Origin of the sequence: Microbacterium sp. CGR2 (genome assembly GCF_003626735.1) — a bacterium.
Classification (GTDB): Bacteria; Actinomycetota; Actinomycetes; order Actinomycetales; family Microbacteriaceae; genus Microbacterium.
Genome location: NZ_RBHX01000001.1, coordinates 1,119,889 through 1,142,454 on the forward strand (window position 1 = coordinate 1,119,889; position 22,566 = coordinate 1,142,454).

General features: G+C 67.1%; 24 protein-coding genes. 10 read left to right on the forward strand and 14 right to left on the reverse strand.

Features of this window, described 5'->3' with window-relative positions:
• Positions 1-192: 192 nt before the first annotated feature.
• From D7252_RS05685 to D7252_RS05700, 4 genes are all read right to left on the reverse strand, one after another.
• Positions 193-1,764, reverse strand: a complete 1,572-nt coding sequence (locus D7252_RS05685) for a S8/S53 family peptidase (RefSeq protein WP_120774497.1) — start codon at positions 1,762-1,764, stop codon at positions 193-195.
• A 58-nt stretch (positions 1,765-1,822) separates the two neighbouring features.
• Entirely contained in the window at positions 1,823-2,278 is a 456-nt protein-coding gene (locus tag D7252_RS05690; protein WP_120774498.1) for a hypothetical protein, read from the reverse strand.
• Positions 2,275-2,901 (reverse strand): RNA polymerase sigma factor, encoded by a 627-nt coding sequence (locus D7252_RS05695; RefSeq protein WP_251050637.1) that lies wholly within the window; start codon positions 2,899-2,901, stop codon positions 2,275-2,277. Before D7252_RS05695 ends, D7252_RS05690 begins: the two co-directional genes overlap by 4 nt.
• A 140-nt stretch (positions 2,902-3,041) precedes the next feature.
• Positions 3,042-4,109, reverse strand: coding sequence for a YihY/virulence factor BrkB family protein (locus D7252_RS05700; RefSeq protein ID WP_120774500.1), 1,068 nt, complete (start codon positions 4,107-4,109; stop codon positions 3,042-3,044).
• 143 nt (positions 4,110-4,252) lie between these two features.
• Between D7252_RS05700 and D7252_RS20325 the strand changes: the two genes are divergently transcribed.
• Entirely contained in the window at positions 4,253-5,152 is a 900-nt protein-coding gene (locus D7252_RS20325; RefSeq protein WP_251050638.1) for a hypothetical protein, read from the forward strand.
• A gap of 72 nt (positions 5,153-5,224) precedes the next feature.
• On the opposite strand, the gene D7252_RS05710 is transcribed toward D7252_RS20325, so the two are convergent.
• On the reverse strand, positions 5,225-5,698 hold the full coding sequence (locus D7252_RS05710; protein WP_120774501.1) for a DUF2243 domain-containing protein: 474 nt from the start codon (positions 5,696-5,698) through the stop codon (positions 5,225-5,227).
• Entirely contained in the window at positions 5,695-6,552 is an 858-nt protein-coding gene (locus D7252_RS05715; RefSeq protein ID WP_120774502.1) for a cytochrome c oxidase assembly protein, read from the reverse strand. Before D7252_RS05715 ends, D7252_RS05710 begins: the two co-directional genes overlap by 4 nt.
• A 297-nt stretch (positions 6,553-6,849) precedes the next feature.
• Between D7252_RS05715 and D7252_RS05720 the strand changes: the two genes are divergently transcribed.
• Genes D7252_RS05720 through D7252_RS05730 form a run of 3 tightly spaced genes read left to right on the forward strand, consistent with a single transcriptional unit; the run spans position 6,850 to position 9,051 of the window.
• Positions 6,850-7,320 carry a DUF4383 domain-containing protein gene (locus D7252_RS05720; protein WP_183055193.1) on the forward strand — a complete coding sequence of 157 codons (471 nt, stop codon included), beginning with the start codon at positions 6,850-6,852 and terminating at the stop codon, positions 7,318-7,320.
• A 4-nt stretch (positions 7,321-7,324) separates the two neighbouring features.
• A complete protein-coding gene (locus D7252_RS05725; protein ID WP_120774503.1) occupies positions 7,325-8,473 on the forward strand; it encodes a zinc-dependent alcohol dehydrogenase in 1,149 nt (382 codons plus the stop codon).
• Between the two features lie 2 nt (positions 8,474-8,475).
• Complete coding sequence (locus D7252_RS05730; protein WP_120774504.1) at positions 8,476-9,051, forward strand: hypothetical protein; 576 nt, start codon at positions 8,476-8,478, stop codon at positions 9,049-9,051.
• Here D7252_RS05730 and D7252_RS05735 read toward each other — a convergent pair.
• The 4 genes from D7252_RS05735 to D7252_RS05750 form a co-directional block, all read right to left on the reverse strand.
• Complete coding sequence (locus tag D7252_RS05735) at positions 9,040-10,164, reverse strand: aromatic acid exporter family protein (RefSeq protein WP_120774505.1); 1,125 nt, start codon at positions 10,162-10,164, stop codon at positions 9,040-9,042. The two genes, D7252_RS05730 and D7252_RS05735, sit on opposite strands and share 12 nt — an antisense overlap.
• A 141-nt stretch (positions 10,165-10,305) precedes the next feature.
• Positions 10,306-10,992, reverse strand: a complete 687-nt coding sequence (locus D7252_RS05740) for a hypothetical protein (protein WP_120774506.1) — start codon at positions 10,990-10,992, stop codon at positions 10,306-10,308.
• The gene (locus tag D7252_RS05745) at positions 10,992-11,909 is read right to left on the reverse strand and encodes an ABC transporter ATP-binding protein (RefSeq protein WP_120774507.1); all 918 of its coding nucleotides are present in this window, start codon (positions 11,907-11,909) and stop codon (positions 10,992-10,994) included. Before D7252_RS05745 ends, D7252_RS05740 begins: the two co-directional genes overlap by 1 nt.
• Positions 11,906-12,295, reverse strand: a complete 390-nt coding sequence (locus D7252_RS05750; RefSeq protein ID WP_120774508.1) for a GntR family transcriptional regulator — start codon at positions 12,293-12,295, stop codon at positions 11,906-11,908. The genes D7252_RS05745 and D7252_RS05750 overlap by 4 nt, the downstream gene beginning before the upstream one ends.
• Before the next feature lie 128 nt (positions 12,296-12,423).
• Here D7252_RS05750 and D7252_RS05755 point away from each other — a divergent pair, with 128 nt between their 5' ends.
• The 6 genes from D7252_RS05755 to D7252_RS05780 all read left to right on the forward strand — a co-directional run bounded on the left by D7252_RS05755 (position 12,424) and on the right by D7252_RS05780 (position 19,904).
• Positions 12,424-13,557 (forward strand): class I SAM-dependent methyltransferase, encoded by a 1,134-nt coding sequence (locus D7252_RS05755; RefSeq protein ID WP_120774509.1) that lies wholly within the window; start codon positions 12,424-12,426, stop codon positions 13,555-13,557.
• Between the two features lie 352 nt (positions 13,558-13,909).
• Positions 13,910-15,232 (forward strand): glycine betaine/L-proline ABC transporter ATP-binding protein, encoded by a 1,323-nt coding sequence (locus D7252_RS05760; protein ID WP_120774510.1) that lies wholly within the window; start codon positions 13,910-13,912, stop codon positions 15,230-15,232.
• Complete coding sequence (locus tag D7252_RS05765; protein WP_120774511.1) at positions 15,232-16,200, forward strand: proline/glycine betaine ABC transporter permease; 969 nt, start codon at positions 15,232-15,234, stop codon at positions 16,198-16,200. The genes D7252_RS05760 and D7252_RS05765 overlap by 1 nt, the downstream gene beginning before the upstream one ends.
• Positions 16,201-16,299: 99 nt before the next feature.
• Entirely contained in the window at positions 16,300-17,220 is a 921-nt protein-coding gene (locus D7252_RS05770; protein ID WP_120774512.1) for a glycine betaine ABC transporter substrate-binding protein, read from the forward strand.
• A gap of 143 nt (positions 17,221-17,363) precedes the next feature.
• Complete coding sequence (locus D7252_RS05775; RefSeq protein WP_120774513.1) at positions 17,364-18,275, forward strand: glycine betaine ABC transporter substrate-binding protein; 912 nt, start codon at positions 17,364-17,366, stop codon at positions 18,273-18,275.
• A 168-nt stretch (positions 18,276-18,443) separates the two neighbouring features.
• Positions 18,444-19,904: a lipase maturation factor family protein gene (locus tag D7252_RS05780; protein WP_120776827.1), complete on the forward strand. Its 1,461-nt coding sequence runs from the start codon at positions 18,444-18,446 to the stop codon at positions 19,902-19,904.
• 286 nt (positions 19,905-20,190) lie between these two features.
• On the opposite strand, the gene D7252_RS05785 is transcribed toward D7252_RS05780, so the two are convergent.
• From D7252_RS05785 to D7252_RS05800, 4 genes are read right to left on the reverse strand one after another with little or no spacing between them, the layout of a single operon-like run.
• Positions 20,191-20,958, reverse strand: a complete 768-nt coding sequence (locus D7252_RS05785) for an ABC transporter permease (protein WP_120774514.1) — start codon at positions 20,956-20,958, stop codon at positions 20,191-20,193.
• Positions 20,955-21,743: an ABC transporter ATP-binding protein gene (locus D7252_RS05790; RefSeq protein ID WP_120774515.1), complete on the reverse strand. Its 789-nt coding sequence runs from the start codon at positions 21,741-21,743 to the stop codon at positions 20,955-20,957. Before D7252_RS05790 ends, D7252_RS05785 begins: the two co-directional genes overlap by 4 nt.
• A gap of 2 nt (positions 21,744-21,745) precedes the next feature.
• The gene (locus D7252_RS05795) at positions 21,746-22,111 is read right to left on the reverse strand and encodes a DUF1048 domain-containing protein (RefSeq protein ID WP_120774516.1); all 366 of its coding nucleotides are present in this window, start codon (positions 22,109-22,111) and stop codon (positions 21,746-21,748) included.
• Between the two features lie 2 nt (positions 22,112-22,113).
• On the reverse strand, positions 22,114-22,458 hold the full coding sequence (locus D7252_RS05800) for a PadR family transcriptional regulator (RefSeq protein ID WP_120774517.1): 345 nt from the start codon (positions 22,456-22,458) through the stop codon (positions 22,114-22,116).
• Between the last annotated feature and the right edge of the window lie 108 nt (positions 22,459-22,566).

Consider the following 22,566-nt stretch of genomic DNA (forward strand, 5'->3'; position numbering starts at 1 on the left):
TCCGGGGAAGAGCGGGGACCCTCCGGCATCCGCGCCGGCGTCCAGGGGCTCGTCCGCCTTCGGGGCACAGATGTCGGAAGAAAGTACAGATGCCGGGAGACACGCCGCGTTTCGGGCCGACATCCGTCCGTCAACCCGACAAGTGCGCGGTGTGTGCCCGTCAGCAGACCCGAGACCGCTGGGCGGCAGCCGTCAGCTGCGGTCGACCGGCGTGGGCAGTGTCGTGAGCACGGCCGCGACGGCCTTGGCCGCGGCATCCGCCTTCACGCCCTCCGTCGGCACCGGCCCGAGTTGCGCGGCGATCCGCCCGGCGACATACGGGGCGGCGAACGACGTGCCGCTCCACACCGCGAAGCCCCCGCGGTAGTCGTCCGGGTCGAGGGTCTCGCGGCGAAGGCCGTCGAGGTCGGCCCGCGTCGCCGCCTGATCGCCACCGACGAATGCGGGTGATGTGCTCACCACGGCCGCACCCGGAGCATAGGTCTGCACCCACGGTCCGACGTTCGAGAACAGCGCGACCGACCGTGCCGACGGATTCAGCGCACCCACCGAGATGTGCGGCGCGGCGGTGTCGGGCCGGATGCCGTTGTCGGCTCCCGGCCATGGCCACAGCGACGCCGGGAACGAGGGCCGGTCGATGGCGTCGTTGCCTGCCGAGCAGACGACGACACAACCGAGCTCCCGGGCTTTGGCGAGCAGGGCGAACAGGGTCAGGCTGAACAGGCCGTCGGTCGGCGTCTCGTGGTAGTAGCCGAGCGAGAGACTCAGCACGTCGATCGGGAACCCGGTCTTGGGGTTCTCGCGATGACGACGCAGCAACTCCACGACCTGGCCCACCGTGCGCAGCAGAGTGCTCTCGTCGATCACACCGAGCGCGCCGGCGACACGCACCGAGAGGATGTCGGCATCCGGGGCCGCCTGGCGGACGATGCCCGCGATGAAGGTGCCGTGCCCGGCGACCGCATCGATCTCGCCGTCGAGCTGACCGTACAGATCGGGATAGCGTTCCGGGTCGGCGTCGTCGGTGAGGCCGACCGGAACGCCGTCGAGCTCGATGTGGCGGGTGACGACGTCGGCCGGCAACCAGGCGTGTTCCCCGCAGCCGGTGTCGAGGACGGCGACGACCGGCCGTCGTCCGCGCTTCGGCGCCGGTCCGCGCTGAGGTGCCGGTCCCAGCCAGCTGACCGGCTGCCGCGCTCCGCGTCCGGGTTCGAGATAGTCTTCGCTGCCGCCGGCGCCCGCCCCGCGGGTTCCTCCGCCGACGGGATTGGTGCGGCTGAAAGGGTTCGTCCGGCTGAAGGGATTCGTGCGACTGAACGGGTTGAGCCCCACCGGATCGATGGACAGCACATGCTCGAGACTTGTGCGCGGCATCGTCGAGCGCGACATCCGACGTGCTCGCTGGAGCACGCGCCAGGCGTCCGGGGCGATCGGCGACTCTCCCCGTTCCGGTTGGTCCGGCGTCGTCAGATGTGCGCGAAGGAATCCGGGGACGCCCGGGGCGATCTCGCGGGCAGCACGGTCGCCGGACTCGATCTCGAGCCGCCACCCGAACGAGTCGGCGGCGTCGCGTAGCGTCCGCACCTCCTGGTCGTAGGCCTCGTTGTCCTCCGGTGTCTGTGTGATCAGCAGCCGTTGCGGCAGGTATGCCGTGGGGAAAGCCCGGATGCCGTCGACCGGCTCGAGGCTCGGGTCGAGTGCGGTGCCGCGGCGGATCGATCCTTCGGCCCGGTCCTGCCAGGTCCATCCCTGCGGCTGATCCATGGGTCATCCTCTCGGTGCGGGTCACCCCGCGGTATCGTCGGCGGGCAGCGCCCGAGGGTCAGAGTTCGAACTGCGGCGTCGAAAGCATGCGCGAGGGAGCCTCGGACCCGGTCGTCAGACGCACGCGGGTGAGGCCGGGAGGGACCTCGTCGAAGACGAATCGCCCCGTGTCGGTCGGCGTGGTCGTCGTCGATCGCTCCCCTTGGGTCAACACGATCTCGTCGGCGCGGGCGTCGACCCAGCCGTCCACACGACGGCGTCCGGTCGCGGTCGTCGTGACATGCAAGAGGATGCTGGTGCTGCCGTCGCTGAACTGCAGCGTGAGAGCATCCGCTTCGCCGCGCACGGCGGCCAGGTCGCCGTCGACGAGGGTGAGCAGCGCATACTCGCGGTTCAGACCGTCGGCGGCGACCGCCGCGACCATGCGATCGATCAGGTCCGCGGGCATCGGGTCGACGTCCCCCCACAGCGTGCGCAGCCGCGCGAACATCGCGGCGTCATCCTGGTCGGTCACGGCAAGCCCTCCTCTCGCGGCGTGAGCGGCGCATCCAGAAGTGCGCGCAGCTTGGCGAGGCAGCGGTTGCGTGTGGGCCCGATGCTCCCGATCGGCATGGCCAGATCAGCGGCGAGTCGTGCGTAATCGGGACGGTCGTCGAAGGCGATCACCCGCAGCAGTCGCTGGCAGCGCTCGGCCAGGCGTTGGACGGCCGCCCAGAGACGGCGGTTCTCATCGCCGATCGCGGCGTGCTCTTCGGCGGAGGCCTGTTCCGGAAGAAGCACGTCGAGGTCTTCGGCATCCGCCGTGTCGATCCGGTTGCTGGCCTTGCCGACTTTCCACGCCTCACGTCGCGCAGTGGTCGTGAGCCAGGCGGCCACCGCCCGCGGGTCGGTGATGGAGACGTGCCCACGTACCAACCGCAACCAGGTCGTCTGGACGACGTCTTCGGCGAGGGTGCGCTCGAGGCCGTAGGCGCGCACGACGTGCCAGAGCACGGGCGTCATGAGGCGTACGAGCTCGTCCATCGCGCGGCTGTCGCCCTCGCGCCATGCGTCGAACGACTGGGCGGCGCGTTTCCAGCGGGCCGGTCCGTCGTCTGAAGCAGGATCGAGAGCAGCGCCGGGTGCGCCGTCGATCATGAAGCCCATTGTGATCACACCTACCAGGAGCACGGCAAGACATTCCTGATACATGTCCGGGTCCAAGAATTCCGGTGACGTGCGGGGGTGATGCGGCGACCGATGCCGTTTTCCCCGCGCTCACTTCCGATCGACCGCGGTCACTTCCGGTCGCCGTCGTCTTCCCGCGCGGCCTGCTGGCGGAGCCGGCGTCCTTCCTCGATGTCCTTCTGCTCCTTTTCCGCCGCCTTGTCGCTCTTGCGGGTGTCGCGCGCCGGGAGCTGGATGTCCTCCTCGGCGGCGATGCCCGCCTGCAGCTGTCGGCCACGTTCGAGCTCGGCATCGAACTCCGCACCGAACAGCAGCGCGAGGTTCGCGATCCACAGCCACAGCAGGAAGATGATGATGCCCGCCAACGACCCGTAGGTGCGGTCGTAGTTGGAGAAGTTCCCGACGTAGAAGCCGAAGGCGAGGGTCGCCAGGCCCAGCACGATGATCGCCAGCAGGGCGCCGATGCTGATCCAACGGAACTTCGGCTGTTTCGCGTTCGGGGTGGCGTAGTACAGGATCGCCACGATCAGCACCACGATGAACGCCAGCACAGGCCACTTCGCGATGGACCAGATCGTCTGCGCGACCTCACCGATGCCGAGGGCGTCGCCGATCGCTTTCGTCACAGGACCCGAGACGACGAGGATGATCGCGGCGATCACGATCAGCACGATCGTGATCACGGTCACCAGCAGTTGAGTGGGCTTCAGCTTCCAGAACGGCCGACCCTCCTCGATCTCGTAGATGCGGTTCATCGCCCGGCTGAAGGCACCCACGTATCCGGATGCCGACCAGATCGCGAGCAGCACACCGGTGATCAGCGCGAATCCGGCCGCGGGGGAGTCCGCGATCTGCTCGATGGGCCCGCGGATGGTCTCGACCGTCTCGCCGGGAGCGACCTGCTCGATGATCCCGAGCACCGCGTCACTGGCGGCCTTGCCCTGCCCGACGACCCCGAGGAGCGAGAAGATCGCGATGAGACCGGGGAACAGCGACAGCACGGCGTAGTACGTCAGCGACGCGGCGATGTCGGTGCACTGATCGGACGAGAACTCTCGGATCGTCTTCTGCAGGACGTACTTCCAGGACCGCTTGTGGATCTCATCCGGAGAGTCCGGCTTGCCGGGGGCTTCAGGATCGGGGCCGGTGCGGTTCGTGGAGTGGGCGTTGCTGGTCATCGCTCCTGTGTACCGGCGGATGCCGTATCGGCCAGGACCCTTGCGGTCGACGGGATCACGGTGTAAACGGCGGAACAGTACGCGCTATCGCTCGGCGGGACAAGCACCTTCGACCACAGCTCCCCGGGGCCTAGCTTCAGAGCATGAGCACCGACAACAGCAATCCCGATCCCCGCGTGACCCGCGATACGGGCACGCCTGTCCACGACCCGAGCTCGTCCGGCGCCGCGATCCCCGCAGATGACGCTCGCACCGTCCCGCACGATCAGCAGGGCGTCCGCGACCACAACGACATCCGTGACCACACGGATGTCCGTGACCACAACGATGTCCGTGACCACAACGATGTCCGTGATCACAACGATGTCCGCGATCACAACGATGTCCGCGACAGCGATGTCCGTGAGCCGGTCGTCGTTCACGACGATCGTGACACCCGCCATGTCGGCGCGCCGGGCGATGCGGTACCTGTGACCGACGCCCGCGCACTCCAGCACGACGTCCATCAGCGCGAGAAAGCCGAGTTCGGCGGTTTCAAGTTCGGCTCGGCGTTCTTCGGCTGGCTGACGGCCATGGGCACCACCGTGCTGCTCACCGCGCTCGTCACGGCCATCGGCGCGGCGATCGGCATCGGCAACGATGTCTCGCCGGAGGAGGCCGCAGAATCGGCGATGGGCACCGGCGGGATCGTCGCGTTGATCGTCATCGGCCTGGTCCTTCTGATCTCCTACTACGCCGGCGGCTACGTGGCCGGTCGGATGGCGCGCTTCAGCGGAGTCAAGCAGGGCATCGCCGTCTGGCTGTGGGCGATCGTCATCGCGATCGTCATCGCCATCATCACTGCCATCGCGGGCGCGCAGTGGGACATCCTCGGCAACCTGCAGGGCTTCCCGCGCATCCCCGTCACCCCGGAGACCGCAACGCTCACCGGCATCCTCACGGCGCTCGGTGCGGCTGTCGTCACGTTGATCGGGGCGATCCTCGGCGGCATGGCCGGCATGCGGTACCACCGCAAGGTCGACCGCGTGGGTCTCACGCGCTGAGCCACCGCTGAGGCGACGAGCGAACAACAGCGCTCGTCGCCTCAGCGCTGTCCGCGCTACCGGGGCTTCGCCTCACCGAGGCGGCGTCGTCCGGCGCTGCACCCTGACTCCGAGCACGATCCCCGCGGCGAGCAGCAGCAGCCCCGCCCCGTTCCAGGCGATGTCGTAGGGCACAAGGTCGACGTCGTACCTGATCTGGTGCAGTCGGAGGATCTTGTGGTCGACTGTTCCGTCCCACAACTGGAACGCACCCAGGCCTGTCAGAAACCCGGACGCGGCGACCGGTCCCGCGAACTGCCGTCGCCGCTGCGCATCGAGCAGGAGGAAGAAGCCCGCGCCGAGCGCCACCAGCTCCGCCGCGTGCAGGAGGCCGTCGGAGACCAGGCCGACGTCGCCGGATGCCCGGTCATAGAAGTGATGCCACTGAAGCAGCTGGTGGAAGACGATCTCGTCGAGCGCCGCCATCGTGCCGACGCCCATCAGCGCGGCGCCCCAGAAGGTCCGGGTGCGGAAGATCATCCGGTTCGTCGGCTGCGGTGAGCTCATGGCATTCCTCTCTGCAGCGCGCTCGGGCGCCGCCGCGGCATCCGACCGTCCTGTGTGGCCCGGCGCCGCGCAGGGCTGCGGTACCACCCCCACAGCAGCAGGCCGATGAGTGTCAGGTCGACCAGGTCTCCGCCGTAGAACATGATCTGCGCTCCGGTCTGCAGGTCGGCGGGTGACACATCTGGAGCGTGGACGAGCCCCGCGAGCGCGCCCGGTGCACCCACCGCCGCGGCGTACAGAGTCTTCGCCAGGATGCCGTGCGCGGCGAGGGAAAGCGCGAGCACGACGAGACGCACCGCGACGGAGGCGCGGTGCGGTGAGGGGTCGACCGCGAGGATCGAGGCGGTGAACAGGACGCCCGTGAGAAGAAAATGCGCCATCAGCAGGATGTGCAGGAACGATTCCGAGGTGTTCTGGTACAGCGGCGTGAGGTGCAGCACCCAGAGTCCTCCGACGTTGAGCAGTGCGGCGACGACCGGATGCATGAGCACCCGCACCGGCCAGCTGCGCAGCGCGCGGCTGAGGCGGCGCGCGGGAAGCACGGCGAAACTGCGCAGGGCGAGGGTGACCGGCGCCGCGAGCACGAGGAACAGCGGCGCGACCATCCCGATCAGCAGGTGGCCGACGATGTGAGCGGTGAACGGGCGGTCGGCGGATGCCAGCGTGCCGGACAACGCGATCGCCGCCGTCGCGAGCCCGAGCAGCCAGAACGTCATGCGCCACCAGGGCCACGGTCGTCCGATGCGCTGCTCACCCACCGCGGCGGCGACATAGACGATCGCCGCGGCCACGAACGGAAGCAGCATGATCCACTGCCCGAACGGCGAGCCTCCGCCAGGGGAGTGGTCGTGCACCTGAGGCCCCGTTCTTCGTACTGCGCGGAATCGATCCGAATGCGGTGGCGGGTCCCCCTCGCGGATCGAACTCGCCAGATCATGACCGTAACGAGGTTTCGACCCTGGTCTGAGGGGGTTGACACCCGGTCAGCTGAGGCCGGATCCATCCATGGCCGTCATCGGACGTCGTGAAACTAGAGCGTGATCGCCACGGCGTCAATCCCCTCTTCACAGATGCCGCAGATGGTTAGCGTCAGGCCATCCGGACCGGTTCCACCGCCGGTCGACGCACCGCCACAGCTGAGGAGCACTGTCATGAGCACAACCACCGATTCCTCGTCCGGCTACGCCAGGACGGCCATTCAGAAGACCGCGCTCGTCGTCGGCATCGTCTTCCTTCTCGTGGGTATCGCCGGCTTCATCCCGGGTATCACCCAGGACCAGCTCCACGGTGCCGGCGCCCATTCCGAGGCGATGCTGATGGGAGTGTTCCAGGTCTCCGTGCTGCACAACTTCGTGCACCTGCTCTTCGGTGTCGCCGGTATCGCCGTCGCGGCCCGCGCTCGGGCATCGCGGTTGTACCTCATCGTCGGCGGTGTGATCTACCTGGTCGTGTGGGTCTACGGTCTCATCGCCGTGAACAACGACCAGCTGAACTTCCTGCCCGTCAATGACGCCGACAACTGGCTGCACCTCGTGCTGGGCGTGGGCATGATCCTGCTCGGCCTCCTCGTGTCGCGCTCGTCTCGCACCGACCGGCCCGGCACCCGGTCGGCACGCGCGTGACGACATGAGAGCGATGGCCTACCGCGGTCCCTACAAGATCCGCGTCGAGGAGAAGCCGGAACCGAAGATCCAGCACCCGAACGATGCCATCGTCCGTGTGACGCGGGCCGCCGTCTGCGGCTCCGATCTGCACCTGTTCCACGGGATGATGCCCGACACCCGCATCGGGCACACCTTCGGCCATGAGATCGTCGGCATCGTCGACGAGGTCGGGTCGTCGGTGCAGAATCTCAAACGCGGCGACCGCGTCATGGTGCCTTTCAACATCTACTGCGGCACGTGCTACTTCTGCAGTCGCGGGTTGTTCTCCAACTGTCACAACGTCAACCCGAACGCCACCGCCGTCGGAGGCATCTACGGCTACTCGCATTCGACCGGCGGGTACGACGGCGGCCAGGCGGAGTTCGTGCGTGTTCCGTTCGCCGATGTCGGCCCGTCCGTGATCCCGGAGTGGTTGAGCTCGGAGGATGCGCTCATGCTCACCGACGCGTTCTCCACCGGCTATTACGGAGCGCAGCTCGGCGACATCGCGGAACGCGACACGGTCGTCGTCTTCGGAGCGGGACCTGTGGGCCTCGCGGCTGCACGATCCGCCTGGTTCCTGGGTGCCGGACGGGTCATCGTCGTCGACCACATCGACTACCGGCTGGAGAAGGCGCGGACCTTCGCGTACGCGGAGACCATCCATCTCGGCGAGGTCGCCGATGTCGTCCTCGCGGTGAAGGAGGCCACGGGACACCTGGGAGCGGACGTGGTCATCGACGCCGTGGGTGCCGAAGCCGACGGCAGCGTCCTCCAGCACATCGCCGGGGCGAAGCTGAAGCTGCAGGGTGGTTCGCCTGTCGCGGTGAACTGGGCTGTCGACTCGGCGCGCAAGGGCGGCACCGTCTCTCTCCTCGGAGCGTACGGACCGGTCGTGACGTCGGTGCGTCTCGGCGACATCGTGAACAAGGGGCTCACCATTCGTGGGAATCAGGCCCCGGTCAAGCGTCAGTGGCCGCGCCTCCTCGAGCACATCCAGGCGGGTCATCTGCGTCCGAGCGACCTCCTCACCCACCGATTCCCGTTGGAGCACATCGCCGACGCCTATCACGTGTTCTCGGCCAAGCTCGATGACTGCATCAAACCCGTCGTGATCGTCGGAGAGGAGTGACCATGCCCTATGAAGCAGCGAAACCCGATCTCGCGCCATCAGCGGAGGTGCTGGAGGGGCGGATTCCCGGATGGGGTGCGGACCGCGCCCCGGAGCACCGTCGAACCTGGCAGCAGCGCGACGACATGGAGCCGAACGGGGCGCACTGGACGTTCCCCGAGCGGCAGCCGAACGACGCGCGCCGAGAGCGATCGATCGAGCATGCGATGCTGACGCCCGTCTACGGGACGGCGCAGCCGTTGCACGGGCTCTCCGGGAGGATCCGCCGATTCGCCTACGACCGGCTCAGCGAGACCAAGAACACTCGCTGGCTGATACTCATCGTGGGCGACCGGGTCGAGTCGGTCGGCGCCCACATCCGCTCCCTGGCCAGCCGTCGGCCAGACGACCCGGTGACGCAGACCGGTGTCCTCTCCGAGTTCGGACATCGCCCCGTGTCGTCGCGGTTCGGGCGGGGGCGGCTGGACTCCCGGCACGCCTGGCTCGATCCGATCGTCGTCGTCGGACCCTGGGTGGGAGCGATCGTCCTCGTGGGCGCGGCTGTGCGCAAGGTGGCGGGGAGCCGGTCACACGGCTGAGTCGTCTTCGGGGGCCTCGGAGTCACGGGACCGCGGACTGCTGAGAATGAGAATGCGCCGCAGGTGCATGGCCGCCAGTACGCCCGGGCCCATCGAGCTGCGAACATCCATCGTGCGGTCGTCGACCTGTTCCAGCAGGAGCCGGATCGCTCGAGCCGCCTGGCCACGCTCGCGGTGACCCTCGCTCGAGTCGGGGTCCTCCTGCGCGATCACCTCGGCGACGGCGTGACAGGCCGCAGACAATGGCTCTGGCAGCGTCGGGTCGAGGGGCAGGGCCGTCGGCCGCTCCCAGATGGTGTCGGCGGTGACCTCGGAGATGTCGCGGATGAGGTGGGCGATCCGGTCGAGGGCCGTCAGCTGCTCGTGAATGTGGTGAGTGTCTCCTCGTCGCCCTCGCGCGCGGATGTTGCCACGGCGGCTCTCATCGGCCTCGGCCAGCGCCGCACGCAGCGACGCGGTCGTCTCAGCCAGCGAATCCGCATCCTCCGCCCACTGCTCCGTCTCGGGCGGCCAGGATTCTGAGACCGCGTCGCCGATGTCATGGAGATGGGCACTCAGTTGTTCACGGAACGCCTCGACTCGTGCCTCGGCCGCTCCGGTGAGCGGTGCCGGCGCGATCAGCACGTTCACCAGAAGGCCGATCACGACGCCGACTGCCATCTGGGTGAGGTAGCCGAGCGAGTAGTCGTCCGGGTTCTGCCCGCCGATCACCAGGACGAAGAGGGCCGCGATCGGTACGTACTCGCGCCCGGCGCCGAACCAGCCGGTGCCCGACAGCAGCACCCCGACGCCGATGACCACGGGGATCGTCCACCACGTCGGCCCGATCGTGAGAATCACCAGGGTGGCGAGGCCGATGCCGGTGGCGAGGCCGAACAGTGTCTGCAGACTCGTGCGCACCGATCCCATCAGTGTGGGATACATGCTCACCAGCGCACCGAGCGGGGCGTAGTACGGGTACTCGTCGGTGACACCGGGCATGTGCGGCGCGATCACCCACGCGAGCCCGACGGCGAGCGTTGTCTTGGCGACGAACAGCAGCCGGGTGGGTCGGACGGCCTCGCGGACGGAGGTCACGAGGCCCGAGCGTCGTTCGCGAAGAGTGATGGTCACGCGGAAAGACCCTAGCCGTCGGGATCCGCCCCTGCCACCCCCTTTGCGCCAGAGGCGGGCCGCGGGTAACGGGGTGCCGCCCACGCGACGGCGCCGGCCGCCCTGTGCAGGACGGCCGGCGCCGATTGATGCGAGGGCGGATCAGGGAATCGTGCGGCGGAACGCCAGGAACGACACGACCGTGAACACCGCGGTGACCAGAAGCGCCCAGAGTGCGATGCCGAGAGCGCCGAGCTCCATGATCGCTGCTCCCACCTCGTTCCAGAGGTCGAGGCGCGTCGCCACGAACAGCAGCCCGACCAGCAGCAGCGACAGTCCGACGCTCACGATGATCAGCACCAGCTGCCCCCAGCTCTTGTAGATCGTCGCACCCGTGAATCCGACGACGAAGAAGAACAGCGCGAGGGTGAAGTACACGACGAACGCGCCGCCGGGCCCGGCATCCCACAGCCAGGGTAGGTAGAACACGTAGCCGTTGACTCCGTAGCCGTTCGTCGCGACCTCGATCCCGCCGCCGATCAGGAACAGCACCCCCATGAGAGCGCTCGCGAGGACGGCGGTGAGCATGGTTCCGAGGAAGAACTCCCGCCGGGTGATGCTCATGGCCTGCGAGAACGGGAAGGTGAGGGTCATCGCCGACATGCCGACCGCGAAGAAGTACCACAGCGGTGCCTGGCCTCCGCCCCCGTACTTGGGCTCGTCGAACGGGATCATCGCGTAGATGATGACCGAGATCACGACGGCCGAAGCGAGGATGATCAGCGGATACCAGACGAAGGTTCCCTTGTTGATCAACTGCAGGCGGATGACGTTCATAGTGCGTCGCATCAGCGGACCTCCTCTTTCGTGACGGAGTCGTTCGTGTGGGTGTGGGCGTCCGCCTTCTGCGTGAGTCGGACGACCAGTTGCTGCAGTGACACCGGCGCGAGATCGAGACCGGATGCCGTGACCTCCGCCCTTTCGTCGGCGGTCAGACGCCCGAGTACGGTGACCGACGCGACCCGCCCGAGCGCCTCGCGGTGCAGCACTTCCCGGCCTGCTGCCCAGGCCTCGACCTTGGCGGCGTCGCCCACCACGGTCACCGCGCGGTCGCGCACCGTATCCGTGTCTTCATCGAGCAGGATCTGACCGTTGTCGATCACGATGACCTTCTCGATCAGGTTGGAGACCTCGTCGATGAGGTGCGACGACAGGATGATCGTTCGCGGGTGCTCGGCGTAGTCCTCGACGAGCCGGTCGTAGAAGATCTGCCGCGCGACCGCGTCGAGTCCGAGGTAGGGCTCGTCGAAGAAGGTGATGTCGGCTCGGGAGGCGAGCCCGATGATGACGCCGACCGCGGACAGCTGACCGCGAGAGAGCTTCTTGATCGTCTGTTTCATCGGCAGCTGGAACTGTTCGATCAGCTCCTCGGCGAACACCTGGTCCCAGTTCCGGAAGAACATGCTCGCCGCCTTGAACGCGTGCTTGGGGTAGGCGTCATCCGGATACTTCTGGCTCTCGCGGACGAAGCAGATCCGCCCGAGCACGTGGGCGTTCTCGTACGGATTCTCGCCGAAGACCTTCACCGAGCCGGAGGATTCGAAGTTCTGGGCGGTGAGGATCGACATCAGCGTGGTCTTGCCCGCACCGTTTCGGCCGAGCAGACCGTAGATCGCGCCGCCCTCGATGGTGAGTGACACATTGTCGAGAGCGCGCTTTTCCTTGTAGCGCTTGGTGAGATTCTGCACTTCGATCACGGCGGTCATGCGAGGGTCTTCCCTTCTGCGGTGGTGTTCTGGGCGGCACGCTGCTTGAGCAGTGCCGCGAGGTCGTCGGCGTCGAGGCCCAGCGTGCGTGCCTCGGCGAGGAGTGGGTCGATGTATCGGTCGGCGAACACCGCGCGACGCTCGCCGAGGAGCGCGTCCTTGGCTCCCGAAGCGACGAACATGCCGATGCCTCGACGTTTGATGAGCACACCTTTCTCGGTGAGCATGGCGACTCCCTTCGCTGCGGTGGCGGGGTTGATCCGGTAGAACGAGGCGAGTTCGTTCGTCGAAGGCGCCTGCGCATCCTCCCCGAGCGAACCGTCGATGATCGAGTCCTCGATCTGCTCGGCGATCTGGAGGAAAAGCGGCTTGCCTTCTTCGATCACGTGTCCTCCGAAGTGGTTTGTCGGTTACTTACATCACTAAGTAACCATGGAACCCGGCGAGTGTCAAGGTGTTCCTCAACGGGCGGCCCCCGGGTGAACCAGCGAGGGCCGACGCGTACAGTGGGCGAGTGCCGGAGTTCCCCTACAGCCGCCTGCGACGCTGGCCCGACGTCGAAGCGGACAATCTGCAGGCGCACGACGCCACCGACGTGCTCCTCGTCGATCGCGCGACCACGCTCGATGTGCCGGGCGACGAGATCGCGGTGATCGGCGATGAGTACGGGGCGATCACCCTGGCACTGACGGATGCCGGCCGCCACGGCATCCGTGTGCATCAAGACCTCGTCACCGGGCGGCGAGCACTGCGGCGCAACGCCGACGAGCTCGGCCTCGCGGGGTTCCGTGCGCACGAACTCGATACCGACCTGCTCGCGGGTGCGCGGCTCGTGCTGCTGCAGCTGCCGAAGTCGCTGGCCGAACTCGAGGAGATCGCCGATGCCGTCGCCCGATGGGCCGCGCCCGACGTCGTGTTCGTGGCCGGCGGGCGCGTCAAACACATGACGCTCGGGCAGAACGACGTTCTCGGGCAGAGCTTCGAACACGTCCAGGCGGAGCGCGCCGAAAGGAAGTCACGGCTGCTCGTCGCCTCTGGGCCGCGAACGGTTCCCGAGCAGAGGCCGTTCCCCGTGTCAGCGCAGCACGACGGGTTGACCCTGGTCGCGCACGGCGGCGCGTTCGCCGGGGCGCGCCTCGACATCGGCACGCGTGTGCTGCTCGAGTCGCTCGGCCTTGCCGGAGGCTCCGCTCGCGCAGCCCGCGGAACCGACGCGGGCCGCGTCGTCGACCTCGGCTGCGGAACAGGTGCGCTCGCCGCGGCCTACGCGCTCGCGCATCCCCAAGCGCGCGTGACCGCGACCGACCGCTCGGCGGCGGCCGCGGCATCCGCTCGCGCGACGATGGCGGCGAACGGTGTCGCCGACCATGTCCTCGTCACGCATGACGACGCGGGGTCGGAGCTCCCGGATGCCGCGGCCGACGTCGTGCTCCTCAACCCGCCGTTCCATCTCGGCAGCAGCGTTCACACCGGCGCGGCGACGCGCCTTTTCGAAGCGGCTGCGCGCCTGCTGCGCCCGGGCGGAGAGCTGTGGACCGTGTACAACTCGTCTCTCGGCTACCGATCGGAACTGAACCGTCTGGTGGGTTCGACCGAGCAGCTCCACCGCACCGCCAAGTTCACCGTGACGCGCAGCATCCGTCGCTGATCGAGGTCGGCGAACCTGGGGAAAATCCGAGAACCGCAAATTCTATGAATCGGCTCAATCCCCGGTCAGGCAGCGAAACGCGGATGGTCACCCGGGGCTGGATTTGTCCCTGATCGGCCATTTCGTTACGTTGGTCTGTGGGCCTGACGGCCCGAAGACCAGTCCGCGACCACGTCCTTCTTTCGATGAGCTGTGCTGCGAAGAGGCGTGGGCGTACGGTCGATGCTCTCTGCGGCGGATCCGAAATCCGCCGCCCGCGCCGCCACAGCAGTCATGTCGAACGGCCTCGTGAGGATCACCCGGGCGTAACCGAAGCAGGCTCAGTCACCCGAAGGCGAGCCGCGGGGGAAACGTGTCCGAAATCGCACTCGAAGCGCGCAATCTGTACAAAGTGTTCGGGAAGAATCCGAGCCAGGCCGTCCGTCGCCTGAAGGCCGGAGAGAGCCGTACCGCTGTCACCGATGCGGGAACCGCGGCCGTCATCGACGCCAGTTTCGCCGTCAATCGCGGCGAGATCTTCGTCATCATGGGCCTGTCCGGGTCCGGTAAATCCACCATCATCCGCATGCTCAACGGTCTGCACGATGTCACCGACGGCACGGTCACCGTGAACGGCGACCCGATCACCGGCATCCCCAGTGCACGACTGCGCGAGATCCGTCGCGACCGCATCTCCATGGTGTTCCAGCACTTCGCCCTGCTGCCGCACCGCACGGTCGCTGCGAACGTCGCCTACTCCCTCGAGCTCAAGGGCGTCGGCAAGGCCGAACGCCTTGCGAAGGCCGAGGAGATCCTCGCCGTGGTCGGCCTCGAAGGCCAGGGCGAGAAGATGCCGTCCGAACTCTCCGGAGGCATGCAGCAGCGCGTCGGCATCGCGCGTGCGCTCGCCGCCGACAGCGACATCCTGCTGATGGACGAGGCGTTCAGCGCGCTCGACCCTCTCATCCGACGGGAGATGCAGGAGCAGCTGCTGGAACTGCAGCAGAAGCTGCAGAAGACGATCGTCTTCATCACGCACGACCTCAACGAAGCCATGTTCCTCGGTGACCGCATCGCCGTGATGCGCGACGGTCGCATCGTGCAGATCGGCACGCCGGAGGAGATCCTCATGGACCCGGCGAACGACTACGTCGAGCAGTTCGTGCAGGACGTCGACCGCGCCCGCGTGCTCACCGCCGCGAACGTGATGGAGCGGCCCCGCCCCGTGGTCGCCGAGACCGCAGGTCCGCGCACGGCCCTGCGCCAGATGCGCGACGCCTACATGTCGGCCACCTACGTCGTCGGCCGTGATCGCCAGCTGCTCGGCGTCGTGACCGACCGGGACGCGGTCAAACTCGTGCGCCAGGGGGCCACCACCCTTTCATCCGTGCTGAAGCCGGTGCTGCAGAGCGTCCGCGAAGACGATGTGCTGATGAACCTCTTCGTCCCCGCCGTCGAGTCGCCGCTGCCACTCGCTGTGACGGACGCCGATGGCCGCCTCGTCGGCGTCATCCCCCGCGTCACGCTTCTCGCGGCCCTGGGTCCCGGGCCCGGGGCGACGGAGGAGATCATCCTCCCGCTGATTCCGATGCCGCAGGCCGAGATCGATGCCGTGCTCGAGGACGGATGGACGGCCGATCCGGGTGCTGCGGGCGATGCCCCGGGCTTGGACGCCCACAAGGAGGAGGTGCGCTGATGGACGGTTTCCGCATTCCGATCGGCACGTGGGCCGAAGCAGGAGTCGACTGGGTCAAGGACAACCTCGAAGGGCTCCTCGATTTCGTCTCGTTCGTCGTCAGCTTCCTCGTCGAGGGGCTCACCCAGATTCTGCTGAGCCCGAACTTCGCCGTCATCATCGTGATCGCCGCGCTCATCGCCTGGCTCGTGCGGTCGTGGCAGCTCGCGATCGGCACGGTCGTGTCGTTCGGCCTCATCGTCGCCATGGACCTCTGGGTGCCCGCGATGCAGACCCTCGCCCTGGTGCTGGTCGCCGGCGTCATCGCGGTGCTCATCGCGGTGCCGCTGGGCATCTGGTCGGCCCGCAACGCGACCGTTCGGGCGATCATCAAACCCGTCCTCGACTTCATGCAGACGATGCCGGCCTTCGTCTATCTGATCCCCGCGATCGTGTTCTTCGGCATCGGAGTGGTGCCCGGTCTCGTCGCGACCGTGATCTTCGCGCTGCCCCCGGGCGTGCGCCTCACCGAACTCGGCATCCGCGGAGTCGACTCCGAGACCGTCGAAGCAGGTCACGCGTTCGGCGCGAAGCCGGGGCAGATCCTGCGCGGTATCCAGCTTCCCCTCGCGACACCGACGATCATGGCGGGCATCAACCAGGTCATCCTCCTCGCGCTGTCGATGGCCGTAATTGCCGGTATGGCCGGCGCCGACGGGCTCGGCAAGATGGTCGTCGAGGCCATCGCCACCATCAACATCGCCAAGGGCGTCGAGGCCGGACTGGGCGTCGTGCTCATCGCCGTGTTCCTCGACCGGGTCACCGCGGCCCTCGGCACGCCGAGTGAGAACCGCTCGTCGCTGCTGGGAATGGTGTCGCGTCGTCGCACGCAACGCCGTGTCGACGCGTCCGCCGCTGCTGCCGAGGCCGCCGAGGCGGCCGAGCGCGCCGAGGCCTCTCCGCACCGCGCCCCTGTCCTCACCTCCTGACGCCGGCGCGTCCCACACGTAACACCCGCAACACCGCAACACCGCATCACACGCACACACAGCGAACGACATTCATACGGAACCGAGAGAGAGACACTCATGAAGAAGAAGCTCCTTTCCATCGCGGCGCTCGGCGTCGCAGCATCCCTCACCCTTGCCGGCTGCAGCGGCGACGGATCCGGCGGCACCGGTGGCTCGGGCGGCGACAACGCCTCCGGCTCCGGCGACAAGGGCACCATCACACTGGGCTTCCTGCCCTCGTGGACCGACGGCCTCAGCACGGCGTACCTGCTGGAGGACCAGCTCGAGAAGCTCGGCTACACCGTCGAGATGAAGACGCTCACCGAGGCCGGCGCGCTCTACACCGGTCTGGCACGGGGCGACGTCGACATGTACCCGTCGGCATGGCCCGAGCTGACCCACGCCGACTACATGGAGCAGTACGGCGACGACATCGAAGATCTCGGCAAGTACTACGAGAACGCCAAGCTCACGATCGCCGTCCCTGAGTACTCCGAGCTGAACTCGATCGAAGACCTCAAGGGCAAGGCCGCCGACTACGACGGCAAGATCATCGGCATCGAGCCGGGCGCGGGCCTCACCTCGCAGACGCAGAAGATGCTGCCCGAATACGGTCTCGACGGCGAGTACGAGCTCGTCACCTCGTCGACCGCGGCGATGCTCACCGAGCTGAAGGCTGCGACCGACAAGCAGGAAGACATCGCCGTGACGCTGTGGCGTCCGTTCTGGGCGAACGACTCGTTCGGGATGAAGGACCTCGAAGACCCCAAGGGTGCGATGGGTGAGGCCGAAGGCCTGCACTTCCTCGGACACAAGGGCTTCGCCGACGAGTTCCCCGAAGCGGCTGAGCTGATCGAGCAGATCACGCTCGACGACGCGCAGTACGGTTCGCTGGAAGACCTCGTGGTCAACGAGTACGGCGAGGGCAAGGAAGCGGAAGCCGTCGACGCATGGCTCGACGAGCACGGCGACGAGTTCGACTGGACCGTCTCGGAGTAATCGCTCTCCGCACCATCGAAGGGGCGTCGCACCTGCTGCGGCGCCCCTTTCGCGGCCCGCGGGCCGTCACGCACCACGCCGTCACGCACCACGCCGTCACGCACCACGCCGTCATGCACCAACGTCACACAGCAAGGACACCCATGACCACTCGCACACGCACTCGCAGCCTCGCCATCGGCGCACTCGGCGTCGCGGGCATCCTCGCATTCGCCGGATGCTCGGCGGGCGACGGATCCTCCCAAGCCGGAGAGGAGAGCGGAGAGACCATCACGCTCGGCTACCTGCCGTCCTGGACGGACTCCCTCAGCAACAGCTTCCTTCTCAAGGACCAACTCGAGAAGCTCGGGTACACGGTCGAGTTGAAGACCCTCAGCGAAGCGGGGCCGCTGTACACGGCCCTCGCCGAGGGTGATATCGACATCTACCCCTCGGCGTGGATCGACGTGGCCCAGGTCGGATACTGGGAGAAGTACGAGGACGACCTCGAAGACCTCGGAACGTACTACACCGGCGCCAGCGGCCTGCTCGCCGTGCCGTCGTACGTCGATGTGGACACGATCGCGGACCTCAAGGGGAAAGCCGACCTGTTCGACGGGAAGATCTACGGCATCGAGCCGGGGTCGGGTTCGGCGATCATCACCGAGGAGACCCTGATGCCCGCGTATGGGCTGGATGAGGACTACGACCTGGTCACGTCGTCGACGCCCGCGATGCTCGCCGCGCTGGGCGATGCGATCGACAAGAAGGAGCCGATCGTCGTCACCCTGTGGCGTCCGTACTGGGTCAACGGCGCGTACGACATCAAGGAGCTGAAGGACACCGAAGACGGATACGGCGAGGCGGAGGGTCTGCACTACATCGCCCACAAGGGGTTCTCGGAGGAGTTCCCCGATGCCGCCGAACTGATCGGCAAGATCAAGATCGACGACGCGCAGTATTCCGCTCTCGAGGACACCGTCGTCAACGAGTTCGGCGAGGGTGAGGAGCCTGAGGCCATCGACGCCTGGCTCGACGCGCACGGCGACGAGCTCGACTGGACCGTGCCGGAGTAGTCGTCGGCACCGTCGGCATCCGTTCCGGTCGCGGTTTCTGCCGCTTCGGCACCGTCCCAGCGGCAGAAACTGCGACCGGAGTTACAGGTGGCGACGCGAACTGCGACCGGAACGCCGGGCCGACGCAACCCCCTGCGGGCAGATGCGGGCGCGGCGTAGCCTGTGGCCGTGGACGGGTTCGCAGCGGTCGACTTCGGGTTCGCCCGCGAGGTCCTGCAGCGGGGCATCGCGGCGCTGTACTTCGTCGCCTTCCTCTCCTCGCTGAATCAGTTTCGCCCTCTCCTCGGAGAACGCGGGCTGCTCCCCGCCCCGACGCTCCTCGCGTGGGTCGGCGAGAACAGGGCGAGACGGCGGATGCTGCATCCGACCCTGTTCCTGCACGTCCGCTACTCCGACCGCCGGTTGGCCGCACTCTGCTGGTCGGGCATGGCGGTCGCCGCTCTCGTCGTCGCCGGCATTCCGCAGATCGGCCCACCCTGGCTCGCGATGCTCTGTTTCCTCGCGTTGTGGCTCGGCTACATGTCGATCGCCAGCATCGGCCAGACTTTCTACTCGTTCGGCTGGGAGATGCTGCTGCTCGAGGCGGGCTTCCTCGCCGCCTTCCTCGGCTCGAACGATCAGCCCCCGCCGACCGTCGTCATCGTGCTGTTCTGGTGGCTGGTCTTCCGGCTGGAGTTCGGTGCCGGGATGATCAAGATCCGCGGAGGTCGGGAGTGGCGCGACCTGACCGCCCTGACGTACCACCACGAGACGCAGCCGATGCCGGGCCCGCTGAGTCGCCAGGCGCACCTGCTGCCTCGCTGGTTCCATCGCGCCGAGGTGCTGGGAAACCACTTCGCCCAACTGGTCGTGCCGTTCTTCCTCTTCGCACCGCTGCTGTCCGTCTGGGTGCCGGGCCCGGTTCCGCAGATCGTCGGGACCACCGCCGGCGCCATCGTGATCGCGACCCAGGTGTGGCTCGTCGTCACGGGCAACTTCGCCTGGTTGAACTGGGCGACGATCGTGCTCGCGTTCTCGGCGGTCGGGTTGCCGCCGACCATCGAGCGAGTCCCGCCGGATGACAACCTCCTCTCCGGCATCCCGCTGTACTGGGTCGTGCTCACGTCTCTCGTCGGTGCGCTGTATGTCGTCGTGAGCTGGCCGGCCCTGCAGAACCTGTTCGCGCGGCGCCAGCTCATGAACGCGAGTTTCAACCGTTGGCAGCTCGCGAACGCGTACGGCGCGTTCGGGACGGTGACCAAGGAGCGGATCGAGTACGTGGTCGAGGGGTCGATCGACGAAGGGATGCTCTGGCGGGAGTATGAGTTCAAGGGCAAGCCCGGTGATGTGCGGCGGATCCCGAGGCAGTTCGCGCCGTACCACCTGCGCCTCGATTGGCTGATGTGGTTCCTCCCGCTGGGCAGGTCGCTCGAGGACTGGTTCTCAGCGTTTCTCGTCAGGCTGCTCGAGGCGGACAAGCCGACGCTCGCGCTGCTGCGCCACGATCCGTTCGAGGGTGCGTCGCCGCAGTGGGTGCGCGTCGTGTCTTACCGCTACCGCTTCGCCACCCGGGCCGAACGACGCGCGGGCGCGGGGCACTGGGTGCGCAGTCGGCGACGCGTGGTGCTGGGCCCCGTCGGCCTGCGCTGACCGGTCGGGGCGCCGGGCTGCCCCGGTCACCCCCGCGTTCGCTCCGGTCGCAGCATCCCCCCGTCCCGTCGTTTCGGTCGCAGTTTCTGCAGTGGCATCGTCACCTCCTCTTGTTCCGGTCGCAGTTTCTGCCGTCCTCAACCGGGCCAGACGGCTGAAAGTGCGACCGGAGTCCGTCGTCAACCCGGCCAGATCCGAAGACCCGACGGACCGGCGTCCGAGCGCGGCGAAACGCCCCGGCCGGGTCGAGTGACCCGGACGGAGCGTCCCGTCTCGCTGGGAGAGATCAGCTCACCTTCTTCCGGTAGGCGATGATCGCGAACACGTAGGCGACGACGAGGATGCCGACGCACCAGGTGAGAGCCACCCAGATCTCGGCGCCGACAGGCTGTTCGGCGAACAGCGCCTGGATCGTGTCGACGATCGAGGTGACGGGCTGGTGTTCTGCGAACCACTGCACCGGACCGGGCATCGTCTCGGTCGGGACGAACGCCGAGCTGATGAACGGGAGGAAGATCAGCGGGTACGAGAACGCGGTCGCGCCGTCGATCGACTTCGCGCTAAGTCCGGCGATGATCGCCAGCCAGGTGAGCGCGAGGGTGAACAGCAACAGGATGCCGATCACACCGAGCCAGGCGAGGGGGCTCGCCCCGGTGCGGAAGCCCATCAGGAATCCGACGGCGAAGATGATCGCCAAGGTGATGCCGTTTGCGACGAGCGACGTGAGCACATGCGCCCACAGCACGCTCGATCGGGCGATCGGCATGGAGTGGAACCGTTCGAAGATGCCGCTCTGCAGATCGTTGAAGAGTCGGAATGCCGTGTAGGCGATGCCCGACGCGACGGCGATCAGCAGGATGCCGGGGAGCAGGTAGTTCACGTAGTTGTCCACGCCGGTGCTCTGCTGCAGCGCACCGCCGAAGACGTAGACGAACAGCAGCATCAGGGCGATCGGCGTGACCGCAGTGGTGACGATGGTGTCCGCGCTGCGGAAGATGTGCCGCATCGAGCGGCCCGTGAGAGTCGCCGTGTCGGCGACGAAATGCGTGCTCATGCTGCGTTCTCCTTTCCGGAGGTGTTGCTGCCCTTCGCCGGGCCGATGAGGGTGAGGAAGATCTCCTCGAGGGTGGGCTGCTTCTCGACGTACTCGACCTTCGCGGCCGGAAGCAGTCGCTTCAGCTCGGCGAGGGTGCCGTTCGCGATGATGCGACCCTCGTGCAGGATCGCGATGCGGTCGGCCAGCTGCTCCGCCTCATCGAGGTACTGCGTGGTCAGCAGCACGGTGGTGCCGCTGTTCGCGAGTTCCTTGACGACGTCCCACACCTCGATGCGCGCCTCCGGATCGAGACCGGTGGTCGGCTCGTCCAGGTAGATGACCTCGGGGTGTCCGACGAGGCTCATCGCGATGTCGAGCCGACGCCGCATCCCGCCGGAGTACGTGCCGGCCTTGCGGGCGCCGGCATCAGTCAGTCGGAATTTCGCCAGCAGGTCGTCGGCGATCTTCCCGGCGTCGGGCAGGTGGCGGAGCTTGGCGACCAGCACGAGGTTCTCACGCCCGGTGAGGACCTCGTCGACGGCGGCGAACTGCCCGGTGAGGCTGATGCGCTCGCGCACTCCGAGGGGGTCGGTCGCCACGTTGACGCCCTGGACGGTGGCTGTCCCGGCATCCGCTTTCAGCAGTGTGGAGAGGATTCGGACGACCGTGGTCTTGCCGGCGCCGTTCGACCCGAGGAGGGCGAAGATGCTTCCCTTCGCCACCTCGAAGTCGACGCCGCGCAGCACGTGCAGGTCCTTGTAGGACTTCTCGATGCCCTGCACCGAGATCGCGGGGGCGGTCATGGTCATGCCTCCTTCTTCTTCGCGTCTTCGAACGCCTTGATGAGGCGCGCGCGCTCCTTGTCGATCCACTGCCGTCCGCCGTACGCCGCGGCGTAGTTCTCGGCGAATTCGACCGGGTCGTCGCCGACGATCGATGTGACCGGAGTGCCGTCGATGGCGGCGCGCTCCCACAGGTCAGCGATGTCGAGGAACATCTTCACGATGACGTCGCCATCCGTGACGCCTCCGTAGTACAGGTTGTAGCGCTGCTGGGCCTTCGCCATCTCGCGGTAGGGCTCCGGGAGCGCGTTGATGCGGGCCTGGGCCTGCTTGTACTGCTTCTTCTCTTCGAGCGATCCGGTGATCGCTTCGATCCACTTGGCGGCCATGGTCAGTTCTCCTTGATGTCGGTGTTCGTCGTGTTCAGCTGTTCGATGTGGTGCTTGAGGAAGTCCCAGGTCTTCCAGAACTCCCCGAGTTCGTGAGTGCCTGCCGCGTTGAGGGTGTACACCTTGCGGGGCGGACCCTTCTCGCTCGGCACCTTCTCGACGTCGACGAGGCTCTTCTGCTCGATGCGAACGAGCAGGGCGTAGATCGTGCCCTCGGCGATGTCGGTGAACCCGTGGTCGCGCACTCGTGTGGTGATCTCGTACCCGTATGCCGGCTGCTCGGCAAGGAGAGCCAGAACGATGCCCTCCAGAGTGCCCTTGAGCATCTCGGTCATCTGCTTGCCCATGAACTCCTCCTTTCTTCGGTGTCAGTACTCAGTGATGCTGGGTACCAGTAGAAAGTAACACTAGGTACCGGTACTTAGCAACACCGAATACCAAGAAACTTCCAGAGG